At 68.5% G+C, this 15,466-nt stretch carries 11 protein-coding genes; all 11 read right to left on the reverse strand.

All coding sequences use genetic code 11. The features are described from left to right. Window positions 1-14 precede the first annotated feature (14 nt). Window positions 15-317, reverse strand: a complete 303-nt coding sequence (gene rplW / locus G127AT_RS04540; RefSeq protein ID WP_210900427.1) for a 50S ribosomal protein L23 — start codon at window positions 315-317, stop codon at window positions 15-17. Then, window positions 314-976: a 50S ribosomal protein L4 gene (gene rplD / locus G127AT_RS04545; protein WP_210900430.1), complete on the reverse strand. Its 663-nt coding sequence runs from the start codon at window positions 974-976 to the stop codon at window positions 314-316. Before rplD ends, rplW begins: the two co-directional genes overlap by 4 nt. 3 nt (window positions 977-979) lie before the next feature. Then, window positions 980-1,636 carry a 50S ribosomal protein L3 gene (gene rplC / locus G127AT_RS04550; protein ID WP_210900433.1) on the reverse strand — a complete coding sequence of 219 codons (657 nt, stop codon included), beginning with the start codon at window positions 1,634-1,636 and terminating at the stop codon, window positions 980-982. Window positions 1,637-1,644: 8 nt separating this feature from the next. Next, window positions 1,645-1,953, reverse strand: a complete 309-nt coding sequence (gene rpsJ, locus G127AT_RS04555; RefSeq protein ID WP_210900436.1) for a 30S ribosomal protein S10 — start codon at window positions 1,951-1,953, stop codon at window positions 1,645-1,647. A gap of 513 nt (window positions 1,954-2,466) precedes the next feature. Continuing rightward, the gene (locus G127AT_RS04560; RefSeq protein WP_210900439.1) at window positions 2,467-9,066 is read right to left on the reverse strand and encodes a prealbumin-like fold domain-containing protein; all 6,600 of its coding nucleotides are present in this window, start codon (window positions 9,064-9,066) and stop codon (window positions 2,467-2,469) included. A gap of 113 nt (window positions 9,067-9,179) precedes the next feature. Then, window positions 9,180-10,373, reverse strand: a complete 1,194-nt coding sequence (tuf, locus tag G127AT_RS04565) for an elongation factor Tu (protein ID WP_210900442.1) — start codon at window positions 10,371-10,373, stop codon at window positions 9,180-9,182. 113 nt (window positions 10,374-10,486) lie between these two features. Beyond that, complete coding sequence (fusA, locus tag G127AT_RS04570; RefSeq protein WP_210900445.1) at window positions 10,487-12,631, reverse strand: elongation factor G; 2,145 nt, start codon at window positions 12,629-12,631, stop codon at window positions 10,487-10,489. Window positions 12,632-12,704: 73 nt separating this feature from the next. After that, window positions 12,705-13,175 (reverse strand): 30S ribosomal protein S7, encoded by a 471-nt coding sequence (gene rpsG / locus G127AT_RS04575; RefSeq protein ID WP_210900448.1) that lies wholly within the window; start codon window positions 13,173-13,175, stop codon window positions 12,705-12,707. Next, window positions 13,175-13,549, reverse strand: a complete 375-nt coding sequence (rpsL, locus tag G127AT_RS04580) for a 30S ribosomal protein S12 (protein WP_056734914.1) — start codon at window positions 13,547-13,549, stop codon at window positions 13,175-13,177. The genes rpsG and rpsL overlap by 1 nt, the downstream gene beginning before the upstream one ends. Window positions 13,550-13,800: 251 nt before the next feature. Then, window positions 13,801-14,451, reverse strand: a complete 651-nt coding sequence (locus G127AT_RS04585; protein ID WP_210900451.1) for a spermidine/putrescine ABC transporter substrate-binding protein — start codon at window positions 14,449-14,451, stop codon at window positions 13,801-13,803. Between the two features lie 10 nt (window positions 14,452-14,461). Next, the gene (locus G127AT_RS04590; RefSeq protein WP_210900454.1) at window positions 14,462-15,427 is read right to left on the reverse strand and encodes a hypothetical protein; all 966 of its coding nucleotides are present in this window, start codon (window positions 15,425-15,427) and stop codon (window positions 14,462-14,464) included. Window positions 15,428-15,466: the final 39 nt, after the last annotated feature.

Genomic DNA, 15,466 nt, shown 5'->3' on the forward strand with positions numbered 1-15,466 from the left:
TATTCCTCTTGCTCTCAGCCGACAGCCGTGAAGATGTCGATCGAGCCGGACTTGAGGGTGACGATGGCGCGCTTGGTGTCCTTGCGCTTGCCGATGCCGAAGCGGGTGCGGCGCGTCTTGCCCTGACGGTTCAGCGTGTTGATCGAAGCGACCTGGACCTTGAAGATCTTCTCGATGGCGAGCTTGATCTCGGTCTTGTTCGCACGCGGGTCGACCAGGAAGGTGTACTTGCCCTCGTCGATCAGGTTGTAGCTCTTCTCCGAGACCACCGGCGCGATGATGATGTCGCGGGGGTCCTTGTTGTGCGCGGCGCTCATGCGGAGACCTCTTCCTTCTTGGCGGTCTTCGCGGCGATGAAGCCTTCGAGGGCCGCCTGGCTGAAGACGATGTCGTCGGCGACGAGCACGTCGTAGGCGTTCAGCTGGTCGACCGACAGCACGTGCACGGTCGGGATGTTGCGGACCGCGCGCTCGGCGAGCTCCTCGTCGCGGCCGAGGACCACGAGGAAGTGCTTGGCCGGGGCGATGCCCTCGAGCAGCGCGACGGCGTCCTTCGTCTTCGGAGCCTCGCCGGCGAAGAACGCGCTGACCGCGTGGATGCGGCCGCCGCGTGCGCGGTCGGAGAGCGAGCCGAGGAGGGCCTGGGCGATCATCTTCTTGGGGGTGCGCTGCGAGTAGTCGCGCGGCGTCGGTCCGTGGACGATGCCGCCGCCGGTCATCTGCGGCGCGCGGATCGAGCCCTGACGGGCACGGCCCGTGCCCTTCTGCTTGAAGGGCTTGCGGCCGGCGCCGGAGACCTCGCCGCGGTTCTTGGTCTTGTGCGTGCCCTGGCGCGCTGCGGCGAGCTGGGCGACGACGACCTGGTGGATGAGCGGGACGTTGGTCTGCACGTCGAAGAGCTCGGCGGGCAGCTCGACGGAACCGGTCTTCTTGCCGGCGGCGTCGAGGACGTCGATGGTGTTGGTCGCGGTAGCCATGGACTACGCCCCCTTCACAGCGTTGCGGACGAAAACGAGACGGCCGCGCGCACCGGGGACGGCGCCCTTGACGAGCAGCAGACCCTTCTCGGCGTCGACGGCGTGCACGCGGAGGTTCAGCACGGTCACGCGCTCGCCGCCCATACGGCCGGCCATGCGCATGCCCTTGAACACGCGGCTCGGGGTCGACGAGGCGCCGATCGAGCCGGGCTTGCGGTGGTTGCGGTGCGAACCGTGCGAGGCGGAGACGCCCTTGAAGTTGTGGCGCTTCATGACACCGGCGAAGCCCTTGCCCTTGCTCGTGCCGACGACGTCGACGAGCTGGCCGGCCTCGAAGGCGCCTTCGACTGTGAGCTCCTGGCCGGCCGCGTACTCGCCGGCGTCGGCGGTGCGGACCTCGGCGAGGTGGCGGCGCGGCGTGACGCCGGCCTTCTCGAAGTGGCCGGTGAGCGGCTTGGTGACCTTGCGCGGGTCGATGGCACCGGCGGCGATCTGCACGGCGGAGTAGCCGTCGGCCTCGGGGGTGCGGACCTGGGTGACCACGTTGGGGGCGATCTCGATGACGGTGACCGGGATGAGCTTGTTGTTCTCGTCCCACACCTGGGTCATGCCGAGCTTGGTGCCGAGCAGACCCTTCACGTTCTTGGTAGCGGTGGACATCAGATACCTCAGAGCTTGATCTCGATGTTGACGTCGGCGGGGAGGTCGAGGCGCATGAGCGAGTCGACGGCCTTCGGCGTCGGGTCGACGATGTCGATGAGGCGCTTGTGGGTGCGCTTCTCGAAGTGCTCGCGGCTGTCCTTGTACTTGTGGGGCGAGCGGATGACGCACACCACGTTCTTCTCGGTCGGAAGCGGCACCGGGCCGACGACCTGGGCGCCCGCGCGGGTCACCGTGTCGACGATCTTCCGGGCCGAGCTGTCGATGACCTCATGGTCGTACGACTTCAGTCGAATGCGGATCTTCTGTCCCGCCATCTCGGACTCTCTCTTTCGGTCAAGGCGTCTTACCCCTTCCGAGGGCATTGGACGCCGCGTAGTACTTGATGCACCACTGTTCTTCTGTCAAAGCTCGTCGATCGAACCTGTCCGCACCACCGCGGGCATCCGCCCATGGTGTCGACACGCTCGACCCCGAGCTCCCCGACCCCCGCGCTCGGGCGTGTCGCCCTCGCGGCGGACATGGATCACCCATATCCGTTTCGGTGTCGGTTGTCGTTCTGCTTCCCGCGGCCTAGCCTGACCCCGCATCCCCGGAGCGTTTCACGCTCGGATCCGAGTGGCTATGCACTGCCTGGAAGTGATTCGAACGAGCGCGCACGAAGGCACGCGTTCGAAATGTTGAACTCATCGAGTTTGCCACATTCCGGGGGTGCTTGCAAGCCGGGCGTGTCGCGATCACAGGGCCTTCGCAGACTGGCCCGCAGTGGATGCCGCGGGGCGCCCGTCCGGCATCCGCACCCGCCTCTCGCGCCCGGTCTCCGGGCCCCGTCAGGCGCGGCGGCGCCGGGCGCGAGAGGCCATGGCGGCGCCGGCCAGGAGGGTCAGCGCGACGATCCCGAGAAGGATGTCGGCCGGGAACCCGGTCGGCGGGATCGGCCCGGGCGTGGGCCCCGGCGTGGGGCCGGGCGTCGGACCGGGAGTGGGCGTCGGCGTGGGCTGCGGCGGGCGTGCCTGGCAGACGGGGTTGTCGGGCGGGTAGACGGTTTCGGCCGCGACCGACGGGTTCACCCGCACCTCGAGCACCGCTGAATCCGCGATCTCCGCGAAGGGTGCCGATGCGTCCTTCACCCAGCTCCCGTCGGGGAGGAGGCGCCACCCGGGCCAGGCCGTCGGGCGCCCGTCGGCGTCGAGCTCCATGCCCGGCCAGAGGGTCTGCCCGTCGATCGGTTCGCCGTCGACGTATCCGTCCGGGAGCGCGACGTACTGGACGAACGACGCCCCGTCGGCGAGGATCGCGTCGCGGTCGGCCGGGTCGATGCCCGGGTCCCGCCCCTCGTACGCCTGCTCGGACCACCAGATCAGCGCGACCACGGGCGTCGGGGAGCTCGGCACGCCGTGCAGGGCGGTCGTGTAGTCGAGCCATGCGGCATCGTCCGTGCACCGCGGCTGCGCCGACAGGGTGACCGAGCGGACCGGGATCGGATCGCCCTCGCAGTCGTCGGGCGTCTCCTGCTCCCCGCTCGTCACGCAGACCGAGTTGGTCAGCGGAGGGATCGGCTCGCCGGGATCGGGCTGGGCGATGTCGCCGACGAGCACCTCGTAGCTGATCTCCTCGTCGTACCCGGGCGGCAGTTCGCCGGCGTGGACGCCGACGATCCGCGTCGACGTCGAGCCGCTCGTGTCCCAGCCGGCAGGGGCGCTGATGGAGCCGGGCACCAGGGTCGCGCCGGCGGGCAGCTCGTCCGTGAAGGATCCGGACGGAACGGCGATCGTGCCGGGGTTCCGGATGGCGACCCGGTAGGTGACCACATCGCCCGGTTCGACCGATCCGCCTTCGACGTCGTCGTGCGTCTTCGAGACGGTCAGCGCGTATGCCGTGTTGAGGATTCCGCAGCCGACGCGTTCGCCGGCATCGAGGGTGACGGTGCCGTCGGCGTATCCGCCGGCGGGCTCGCACTCCCAGTCGCCCGCCGTGTATCCGCCCGGACCGTCCTCGGAGAGGGCGTAGGCGCCGGCGATCACGAGGACGCCCTGCACGCCGTCCTCACCGTTGCCCGAGACGGGCCCCTGGCCCGGGATGCCGCTGCCCGGATCGGCGGTCAGGGTCCAGTCCGCGGGCATCGCGTCGCGATCCGTGCCGCCGTCGTCGACGGTCTTGTCGAGGCTCAGGCGGGCGACCTCGATGTCGGTGCAGGCTTCGTCCTCGATGACCCCTACGCCGTCCTGGCCGAGGCTCGCCGTGTTCAGGAAGCCGCCGGCCTCGCCCTCTTCGCAGATCCCGTCGGCGGGGTCGAAGCCGGCGGACCCGTCGTCGATCTCGACCTCGAGGACGATCGTGTACGTGTGCGTCTCTTCGGCACCGATCGGCCGATCGGTGACGAGCGTCGTCCGGTCATCGCCGTTCCAGTCGAGTTCATATGCGGGGTCGCTCGTCGCGGTCCCGCTCACGAGCTCGACTCCGTCGGGAAGCTCGGGGACGTCCGACAGGTCGTACGTCTGCTCGATGCCGCTGCCGTTCGTCACCTCGATCTCGTACGTCACCGTCCAATGGGCGGCATCGTCCGGCACGGCATCCTTCACCACCGACTTCATCGCCGTCGGGAACGGTTCGGCCGTGTTCGTGATGCCGCAGGCCACGTTCGTGCCGGGCTCGATCGTCACGGTCGCCTCGGTCACCGTCGCATCGCCGCAGCCCCACGTGCCTGCCGTGTACCCCTGGAGATCGCTCTCCTCGCTCAGCTCGTAGTCGCCGGCGATCACGAGGACGTCCTGCACCCCGTCCAGGCCGTTGCCCGAAACCGCGTCCTGGCCCGGGATGCCCTGGCCCGGGTCGGCGGTGAGGGTCCAGTCCTCGGGTTCTCCCGTACGCCCGGTGTCGCCGTTCTCCACCGTCTTGGCGAGGCTGAGTCGCGCCACGGGGAGATCCTCGCAAGCGTCGGCCTCGAACGGCAGATCCGCGTGGGTCATGACAGCGGTATTGAGCAGCCCGCCCCGGGCGTCCGGCTCGCATGCCGCGTCGGCCGGGTCGAAGCCGTCCCCGAGTACGACGTCGGCGGAGATCGTATAGGTGTGGATCGTCGGCCCCTCGCCTGTGGCGGGAGGAATCGTCACATCGGTGACGAGCGTCGTCTCGCTCGTCCCGTTCCAGGCGGATGTGTCGAACCCGGCGTCGTTCGATGCCGTGGCCACGACCGTCGACCCGTCGGGCAGGTCGAGGGCGTCGTCGAGGCTGTAGATCTGGTGGAGGGTGCTCGGGTTGCTCACCGTGAGCTCGTACTCGACGTTCCATCGCCCGGCGTCCACGGGGGTGACCGAGACGGCGCGCTTCTCGACGAACGGGCGGGTCCGGTTCGTCATCACGCATTCGACACGGTCGCCGGGCTCGATCGTGATCGCCGTCGGAGAGACGGTGACCGGTGCACCGATGACCGGAAGCCGTTGACAGGTGAACCTCTGCGGGACCCAAGCGGAATTCGGATCCTCCACGATCGAGTACGTCTGCCCGGGCACGAGCGTGGGAAGCTCGCCCTGTCCGACTCCGTCGTCCGTCGCCACCCGGACGATGCGCTCCTCACTGGGCGGGACCGTATCGACGATGAAGAAGAATTCGTCATCGGCGCCGAGAGCTTGCTTCTCGATCGTCCCCGTTCCCGGATCGGCCGTGTCGAGCGCCGTGCAGGCGAGCGTCTCCCCCGGCCCGACCGAGAAGTCCTCGGCGGACACATCGCTCGGGTCCCCGCCCGTGACGGCCGTGATCTCGCAGGAGATTCCCTCCTCGGTCCATCCCGGGAGGTCCGTCTCGCTCAATCGGTAGCGTCGCTCGAGCTCGATGGGGAGGTCGACCGTTCCGGTCCCTCCGACCGTCGAAACCAAGACGCTGACCGGAGTCCCCGCTCCCTCGAGCGGGGTGAGCTCGAAGGTGAAGGTGCGGTCGGCTGCGGCGCCGACCGCACCGCTCGTCGTCTTCGTGAGGGTCGCGACCGGAGAAACGGCGGCGTTCGTATAGAAACACGTCGCCGCGCCCCCCTCCGGCAGCTCGACGTTCGCCGTTCCAGTCGCCTCGTCGGCCGACCACACCACATTGTCGCCGCAGGTGATGTCATCGACATACCAGCCGGCGACCGCCCCCTCGGTGATCTCGTACGATCCGCCGACGAGCGGGCTTCGGGAGGCTCCCGTGAGCTCCGACGGGGCGGGGCTGAGGACGAAAGGCTCGACCTCCTGCGGACCGGTGATCTCGAACGGGAACTCGAGCGGTTGGCCGCTCGGCGGAAGGTAGTTGAACGGGTCGGAGAATTTCACGACGTGGATGGTGCCCGGTGCCGCGTTCGTGAAGAAGCACTGGACGACGTCGCCGGAGACGAGATCGAATGTCGCCGAACGGTCCTCTGTGGAGTAGATCACGTCGTCGCCCTGCACATTGCAGGAGAGCGCGGTGAGGACGGAACCCGAATCCGCCAGCTCGGTCACCGTGTATTCGCCCGGAGCGACGTTCTCGAACGTCTCGTGCGTCAGCGTTCCGTCACCGGGGGCTTCGATCGTGAACTCGTCGGCATCCGGCGGCAGCCAGCTCCCGGTGAAGCCGTACGGGCGGGTATCCGAGGTGTTGAATCCGACCGACTCCTTCGTGATCACGATCGTCGCCGCCGCATCCACATTCACGAAATCGCAATCGAGCACCGCGAACTGGTTGGGGATGAACCGGCTGAGTTCGACCGGTTCATCGCCGCCGGTGAAGCATCGGATCGACTCCACGGAGTACCCGGGCGGCCCGTCCTCCTGCAATTCATAGGTGACACCCGGCCGGAGGTATCCGGACTCGCCGGACTCGCTGCCGATGACTTCGACGGGTCCGAGGCCCTCGGGAAGCGGGAGAGGCCCGATCGGGACGGCACGGAGGGTGAAGTCTGCCGGGACCGCGCTCCCGCCGCTCGTGTTCTCCACATGCTTCCGCATGGTGATGGTCGCGGTGGCGTTCACGAGCTCGCAGTCGAGATGCTCGCCGATGCCGACCGACACCTCGCCGTCGGCGCCGTCCGTCGTGGGTGCGATACGGGTGCCGGCCGCATCGAGGAACGCACAGTCCCAGGCTCCGACGGCGCCCGGGGCGAGATCCGTGCTCGCGTGCCCGTTCGGGACGTAGATCGGATCCCCTCCGGTTTCGGAGAGCAGGTAGTTGACCGTGGGCGTGACCTCGCCGGTGACCTCTTCCGCCCCGCTGAAGCCGGTGATGGCCCCCGGCGGATGCGGGTTCGAGGGGCTGGATGCGCCGATCGTCGCAGTCAGAACGAAATCTTCCGCTTCGCCCGGGCCGTTGGCGACCGTTTTGCGCAGCGTCATGGTGCCGGCGCAGTCCACGAAGTTCACGACCTGGTACTGATTAGCACCGGCCTCCATCTCGAGGACGGTGCTGCCGTCGAATTCGACCGGCTCACCGCCCGACGGGGCGATGGTCGACCGGGTGAGTTCGCAGCCCGGCAGTTCGTTGACGATGTCCTCCGCGACCGTGACACTCTGCCCCGCCGCGAGGTTCTCGGTGCGTCCGCCCCACGGCGTCCGCGTACCGGCGACGGACAGATCCGCCGAGATCCCGCTCGGCTGGTTCGGGTCGGCGACGAGATCTCCGCCGTTGATCGACCAGGACTTGTCCACGATGAGGATCGCTTCATCCGAGGGCGCGCGATTGAAGACGGTGCAGGTGATCTCGTCGAGCTGGTCGACGCTCACGGTGAATCCGGTGTCGCCGGTGTTCTGAACGGCGACCGGGTTGCCGTCCAGGTCGGTGCAGACCGCGTTCTGACCCAGGTACGGCACGTGCTCGAACCCGGACTGCACGCGTTCCGTCGCGGTGAAGTCGATGGGATCGACCTCGCCGAGCGGGTAGTCGATGGCGAAGTTCACCGCACCGGTGCCCTCTTCGGTCGTGCCGCTCGGCTTGTCGAGGCTGCCCGAAGCGACTGATGCGTCGAACGTCCACCCGGCGCTCGGCACCGCATCTTCGAAGTCGCCGTCCGCGGGAATCACCCGTTTGATGATGCTCACCGTGCCGGGGCACTCGGCCCGCGCCAGGGCCGCCATGACCTCGGCGGCCTCGGCATAATTACGGGTCGCGACGTAATCGAACTCGACCGCCGGCTGGCTGGGGTCATATGCGATCGGCCCGGAGATCGCGGCGAGGTTGACCGGATTGTTGACGAGCGCCGCCCCGACGCCGATCCCGACGATTCGCTGGCCCGAGGTCCCGTCGGCGTTCAGCGCAGCCTTGACCTTGTTCGCCGAGAAGATGCCGTTCTCGATCTCCTTGAACCGCGCCGTAGACCCGGGGCCGACCGCCCCGGTCTCGGAGCGCGTCGGGTTGCCATCGGTCACGACGATCACCCGGTCGAACCCGCTGCCGACCTGTGCGAGCCCCCGATCCCAGTTGGTGGCTTCGCTCGTCCGCGCGTCGTAGCTGGCGATCCGGTTGAGGACGGTATCGGCGCTCGCCTGCGTCGACACCGAGGTCAGAGCCAGGTTCTCGCCGGCGACGCGCGGGGCGTTCGTGCCGAAGGTGTAGAGCGCGACCCGGGACGGCGTACCGACCAGTGCCTGCACGGCACTGCGTGCGGCGTTGCGGAGGTCCGTGATCGCGCTGTTGACCGAGCTGGACAGGTCGAGGACGATCGCGACGTCGATGCCGCACGACTCCTGCCGCGGCGGATTCGCGCGGCTGGACTGCCAGATGCCCGAAGACGATCGCGCGAGGGTGTTCGTATTGCTCGTCTGCGTCATGAAGGCAGCCGTAGGCTGGGCGCCCCCGGCGGTCGTGCCCGTATAGGCCGTACCGCTCGTATACGTCTGCCCCCCGACCAGTCGCGGAGTCGGGAACTGATAGTCCACGATGGTCGCGCCCGCCCCGGTCGCCAGTTGCTGGTTCATCAGGTATCCATCGGGGGCGGCCGTCTGCCGAACCCAGAGACTGGAATACTCGGCGACTTCGCCGGAGTCCGTGCCGATGGGGATGGAGAAGGTGCACACGCCCGAGGAATCAGAGGTGCAGGACGCCCACGGGTCCGTCCGGAGTGCGCCCGTTTCGGAGTCGGCGAGGCCGAGCACGACGCCTTCGAGTCCGGAGACGCCATTGCCGGTGGCTGCACGATCGGAGCCGGTCGAGACCTGCACCAGGGCGATTCCCGCGTTCGGCAACTGCGGAGGATCGATGACCGGCGGATCGCTCGGCGGCTCCGGGGCATCCGCGATCGCCGCCGAGCCGTCCGAGGCCGTGACCGTGAGCACTCCGCCAACCAGCACCGTGGACAGCGCGACCGCAAGCACCGCCAGCGCATGCCTGCTCGCAGTACGAGCCCCCACCTGAGCCACCCCCCTGGCATCGACGGCTCGATCGAACCTCCGATCCGATCGACCCCGCCAACATAGCAGAGTCCTCATACACCGGTCGACACTGCGCGCCGACCTCGCCGAGACCGAGACCGCCCCCCGGAAACGGAACGAGCGGGGCCGCAGCCGAAGCTGCGACCCCGCTCGAGATCGGTAAGCGGAACTTACTTGATGATCTTGGTGACCGTACCGGCACCGACCGTGCGGCCACCCTCGCGGATGGCGAAGCCGAGGCCCTCCTCCATGGCGATCGGCTGGATGAGCTCGACCGTCATGTCGGTGGTGTCGCCGGGCATGACCATCTCGGTGCCCTCGGGCAGCGTGATGACGCCGGTGACGTCCGTGGTGCGGAAGTAGAACTGCGGACGGTAGTTCGCGTAGAACGGGTTGTGACGGCCGCCCTCGTCCTTCGAGAGGATGTAGGCAGTGCCCTCGAAGTTGGTGTGGGGGGTGACCGAACCCGGCTGCACGACGACCTGGCCGCGCTCGACGTCCTCGCGCTTGGTGCCGCGGAGCAGGAGACCGCAGTTCTCGCCGGCCCAGGCCTCGTCGAGCTGCTTGTGGAACATCTCGATGCCCGTGACCGTGGTCTTCTGCGTCGGGCGGATGCCGACGATCTCGACCTCGGAGTTGATCTTCAGCGTGCCGCGCTCGGCGCGACCCGTGACGACCGTGCCACGACCGGTGATGGTGAAGACGTCCTCGATGGGCATGAGGAACGGCTTGTCCTTGTCGCGCACCGGGTCGGGGATCGACTCGTCGACGGCGTCCATGAGGTCGAGGACCGACTGGACCCACTTCTCGTCGCCCTCGAGGGCCTTCAGGCCCGAGACGCGGATGACGGGAGCGTCGTCGCCGGGGAAGCCCTGCGAGGAGAGGAGCTCGCGGACCTCGAGCTCGACGAGCTCCAGGATCTCCTCGTCGTCGACCATGTCGGACTTGTTCAGCGCGACCAGCAGGTACGGCACGCCGACCTGCTTGGCGAGCAGGACGTGCTCACGCGTCTGGGCCATCGGGCCGTCGGTGGCGGCGACCACGAGGATCGCACCGTCCATCTGAGCAGCGCCGGTGATCATGTTCTTGATGTAGTCGGCGTGACCCGGGGCGTCGACGTGCGCGTAGTGGCGCTTCGGCGTCTCGTACTCGACGTGCGAGATGTTGATCGTGATGCCGCGCTGGCGCTCTTCGGGTGCCGAGTCGATCGACGCGAAGTCGCGCGAGACGTTGACGTCCGACGGGAACTTGTCGGCGAGCACCTTCGAGATCGCAGCGGTGAGCGTGGTCTTGCCGTGGTCGACGTGACCGATCGTACCGATGTTGACGTGCGGCTTGGTCCGCTCGAACTTGGCCTTAGCCACTGTGGGTCCTCCTCAGGACTCTCATGCAGGCCCGTCGAGCGCTGGATTGCGCTCGTGGACATGCGGGGTTGTGTTGATATGTTACGCGACCCGGCTGGATCGTGCTGTGCGGGCTATTCGCCCTTGTTCTTCTGGACGATCTCGTCGGCAACCGCCTTCGGGACCTCCGCGTAGCTCTCGAACTCCATCGAGTACACGGCACGGCCCGAGGTCTTCGACCGCAGGTCGCCGATGTATCCGAACATCTCCGAGAGGGGGACGTTGGCACGGATCACCTTGACGCCGGCCGCGTCCTCCATCGACTGGATCTGTCCGCGACGCGAGTTCAGGTCGCCGATGACGTCACCCATGTATTCCTCAGGGGTGCGCACCTCGACGGCCATGAGCGGCTCGAGCAGAACCGGGTTCGCCTTGCGAGCGGCTTCCTTGAAGCCCATCGATCCGGCGATCTTGAACGCCATCTCCGAGGAGTCGACGTCGTGGGCGGCGCCGTCGAGCAGGATTGCCTTGACGCCGACCATCGGATAGCCGGCCAGGATGCCGTACTGCATCGCATCCTGGAACCCGGCGTCGACCGAGGGGATGTACTCGCGCGGAACGCGGCCACCGGTGACCTTGTTCTCGAACTCGTACGTCGTCTCGGCCGTGACCTCGAGCGGCTCGATCGCGAACTGGATCTTCGCGAACTGACCGGAACCGCCCGTCTGCTTCTTGTGCGTGTAGTCGTGCTTCTCGACCGCGCGCTTGATCGTCTCGCGGTAGGCGACCTGGGGCTTGCCCACGTTCGCCTCGACCTTGAACTCGCGCTTCATGCGGTCGACGAGGATGTCGAGGTGCAGCTCGCCCATGCCCTTGATGACCGTCTGGCCGGTCTCGGGATTCAGCTCCGTGCGGAACGTCGGGTCCTCTTCGGCGAGCTTCTGGATCGCCGTGCCGAGCTTCTCCTGGTCGGCCTTGGTCTTCGGCTCGATCGCGACCTCGATGACGGGCTCCGGGAAGGTCATCGACTCGAGGACGATCTGGTTGTCCGGGTCGCACAGGGTGTCGCCGGTCGTGGTGTCCTTCAGACCGATGACGGCGTAGATGTTGCCCGCCGTGACCGAGTCGATCGGGATCTCCTTGTTGGCGTGCATCTGGAAGATCTTGCCGATGCGCTCCTTCTTGCCCTTGGTCGAGTTGATGACCTGGGCGCCGGAGTCGAGGTGGCCCGAGTAGACGCGCACGTAGGTGAGGCGACCGAAGAACGGGTGCACCGCGACCTTGAAGGCGAGCGCCGAGAACGGGTCGTTCGCGTCGGCGTGGCGGATGAGGACCTCGTCCTCGTTGCGGGGGTTGCGACCCTCGATGGCCGGCACGTCCAGCGGCGACGGCAGGTAGTCCACGACCGCGTCGAGCATCGGCTGCACGCCGCGGTTCTTGAACGCGGAGCCGCAGAGCACCGGGTAGATCTCGTTGTTGACGGTGAGCTTGCGGATCGCGCCCTTGATCTCGGCGACCGTGAGCTCCTCGCCGCCGAAGAACTTCTCGAGCAGCTCGTCGCTCGTCTCGGCGACGGTCTCCAGGAGCTGCTGGCGGTACTGCTCCGCCTTCTCCTTGAGGTCGGCCGGGATCTCCTGCACCTCGTACTTGGCGCCCATCGTCACGTCGCCCTTGGCGTCGCCGGGCCACACCAGGGCCCGCATCTCGATGAGATCCACGACGCCGACGAAGTCGGACTCGGAGCCGATCGGCAGCTGCAGCACGAGCGGCTTCGCGCCGAGGCGCGAGATGATCGTGTCGACCGTGAAGTAGAAGTCGGCACCGAGCTTGTCCATCTTGTTGACGAAGCAGATGCGCGGCACGTCGTACTTGTCGGCCTGACGCCACACGGTCTCGGACTGGGGCTCGACGCCCTCCTTGCCGTCGAAGACGGCGACGGCGCCGTCGAGGACGCGCAGCGACCGCTCCACCTCGACGGTGAAGTCGACGTGGCCGGGGGTGTCGATGATGTTGATCTGGTTCCGGTTGGCGGCGTTGTTCGCGCCGTAGGTCGGAGCCCAGAAACAGGTGACCGCGGCCGACGTGATCGTGATGCCGCGCTCCTTCTCCTGCTCCATCCAGTCGGTCGTCGAGGCGCCGTCGTGGGTCTCGCCGATCTTGTGGTTCACGCCCGTGTAGAACAGGATGCGCTCGGTGGTGGTGGTCTTGCCGGCATCGATGTGGGCCATGATGCCGATGTTGCGGACCTTGCTCAGGTCTGTGAGCACGTCTTGTGCCACGGGGTTCCTCCGGAAGGTTCAGGAAGCGAATCTGGTGCGGCGGCCGGGCGTAGAGCGCCCGGCCGCCGGGCGACTACCAGCGGTAGTGCGCGAAGGCGCGGTTGGACTCGGCCATCTTGTGGGTGTCCTCGCGACGCTTCACGGCGGCGCCGAGGCTGTTCGAGGCGTCGAGGATCTCGTTGGTGAGACGCTCGGTCATCGTCTTCTCGCGACGGGCCTTCGCGTAGCTCGTGAGCCAGCGGAGGGCGAGCGTGTTCGCACGGTGGGGCTTGACCTCGACGGGGACCTGGTAGGTCGAGCCGCCGACGCGGCGCGAACGCACCTCGAGGGTGGGGCGCACGTTGTCGAGGGCCTTCTTCAGCACGACGACCGCATCCTGGCCGGACTTGGAGGCGACGTTCTCCAGCGCGTCGTAGACGATGCGCTGGGCGAGGTCCTTCTTGCCGTCGATGAGGATCTTGTTGACGAGCTGGCTCACGACCGGCGAGCTGTAGACCGGGTCGGCGACGACGGGGCGCTTCGGAGCGGGTCCCTTGCGAGGCATTACTTCTTCTCCATCTTCGCGCCGTAGCGGCTGCGGGCCTGCTTGCGGTTCTTGACGGCCTGCGTGTCGAGCGCGCCGCGGATGATCTTGTAGCGCACGCCGGGGAGGTCCTTCACACGACCGCCGCGGACGAGCACCATCGAGTGCTCCTGCAGGTTGTGGCCCTCGCCGGGGATGTAGGCGGTGACCTCGGTGCCGTTGGACAGCTTCACGCGGGCGACCTTGCGAAGCGCCGAGTTCGGCTTCTTCGGGGTGGTGGTGTACACACGCGTGCACACGCCGCGCTGCTGGGGGTTGGCCTTCAGGGCGGGCGCCTTGGTCTTGGTGACCTTGGGCGTGCGACCCTTGCGGACCAACTGCTGAATAGTTGGCACTGCTTCTCCTTGTTCGTGCTGCACGGTGACAGCGGTGATGAATGTCACATCATGACCCACCGGCCGCGCAGAGCTGCGGGGCCGTGTCATGGTGGGTATGCCGTGGGGGACACCGATCGCGGTTCCCTGATGCGGTCCGAGGTTGGCTCTCCCGTGCGGGCACGGTTCGAGCGCGCCACGAAGCGCACACCCGATCTATGATAATCGGGCGGCTCGCCCCGGTCAAATGACTGCGCGAGTGGATGCCCGGCTCACCAGTTCGGGCCGCCCGGGGCATCCAGTTCGCGATCCAGGTCGGCCAGGAGCTCCGCGATCTGCGGCTCGACGAGCTCGTCGACGGCCCGGTCGATGCGCTCGCGGTGCCGGACGAGCTCGGCGCAGATGCGCCGCCCCACCTGCTTGGCGAACTCGTCGGCGAGGCGCACCTCGTCGCGCAGCGCCGCCTTCTCGTCGGCGCTGAACGGGCGCGGCGCGGGCTCGGCCGCCTCGGCGGCCGTCTCGGCCTCGAGCCCGCCGAGGGTGAAGAGGAACGGCTGGCCCGGCGTCTCCTCCGGGTCGAGCTCGAGACCGCGGTACTCGGGGTCCAGCCCCTCCCCCGCACGGTACGGGCGGCGCGACTTGCGCTCCTCGGAGAGGCGGATCTCACGGGCGAGCATCGGGAGGTTCCGCTCCGTGTATTCATCGACGGCGTGGTCGACGATGGCCTTCATGCGCATCGAGAACGCATGCTGCACCGGATGCGGCACGTCCTCGTCCAGACCGGCGGCGGCGAGCACGGGCGAGCCGAAGCAGCGCCGGCACAGGCGCACCCGCCCGCGATGGGTACCCGGGCGCCATCGGGGCAGCCACGACATCCAGCTGTCGACCTCGTGGCTGACGCGGGCTTCGACCGACCCTTCCATCACGGCCAGCCTATCGACCGGACCCGCCGGCCCGCCCGTCGCCCAGCACCTCGCCGAGCAGTTCTCCGAGGCAGATGGCGCCCGGCGCGACCGATTCGAGCTTCGCCCGCTCGGCGGACGTCAGCCGGCCGGCGGCCAGAAGCGCGTCGAGGCGACGACGCCGCTCTTCGACGACGGCGCGGAGCGCGGTGCCGTCCCCGTCGACCGCGAGCCCCTGCGTCGCCGCATGGCGCGCCTCGGCCAGCGCCCGATCGAGCGCATCCCTCGCCTGCCGCAGCTCGGCGGTCTCCTCCTCGAGCAGACGTCGGCAGCGGCTCGCCGTCACCCGATCCATCACCGCGAAGACGACGACCGCGAGGCACGCCAGTGCGGCCGCCGCCAGGCACGGGGCCGCGCGGAGCCATCCGCCCTCGATCGCGATCTGCACGGACGCCGCCGCGACCGCGGCCAGCAGCACCGCGGCGGCCCAGGCCGCCCAGCGCGGCGCGCCGAGGGCCCGCCGCCCACGGCCCACCGCGACGGCGGCGACGAGCGCGGTGCCGCCTGCGATGCCCGTGAGCGCCGCGGCCGCCCAGAGCGGCCACTCCGAGGCCGTCCGCTCGATCGCGACGACCACGACGACCCCGAGCGCGACGGCCGAAGGCACGAGGAGCGCGAGGGAGACGAGGCCCGCCCCCATGCGGCCGAGGCGCGGGCCGTGGGCCTCCTCCTGCTCGGTGATCTGCGCGACGATGCGGGCGCCGTCGTGGGCGTCGGCGATCCGCTCGGCCGCCGCGGTGAACGCAGCGGTCTCGCGTTCGAAGGCCGCAGCCAGCTCCGGGTCGGCGAGAAAGGCCTCGCGTTCCGCGGTCGCGAGATCGCGCTCGAGCCGCGCCCGGCGTTCCGCCGGCCGGCCCGCCCGCCGTATCGGGCGCCTGCCGCGAGCCCGGTCCCGGCCGCGCGGGCGCCCGCGCGCGTCAGCGATCCCCTCCGCCATGGATCCCCCCATCCACCCTCTCCATGCTGCCGTAGGACG

It is taken from the genome of Agromyces archimandritae (assembly GCF_018024495.1).
In the GTDB taxonomy this organism is placed as follows: domain Bacteria; phylum Actinomycetota; class Actinomycetes; order Actinomycetales; family Microbacteriaceae; genus Agromyces; species Agromyces archimandritae.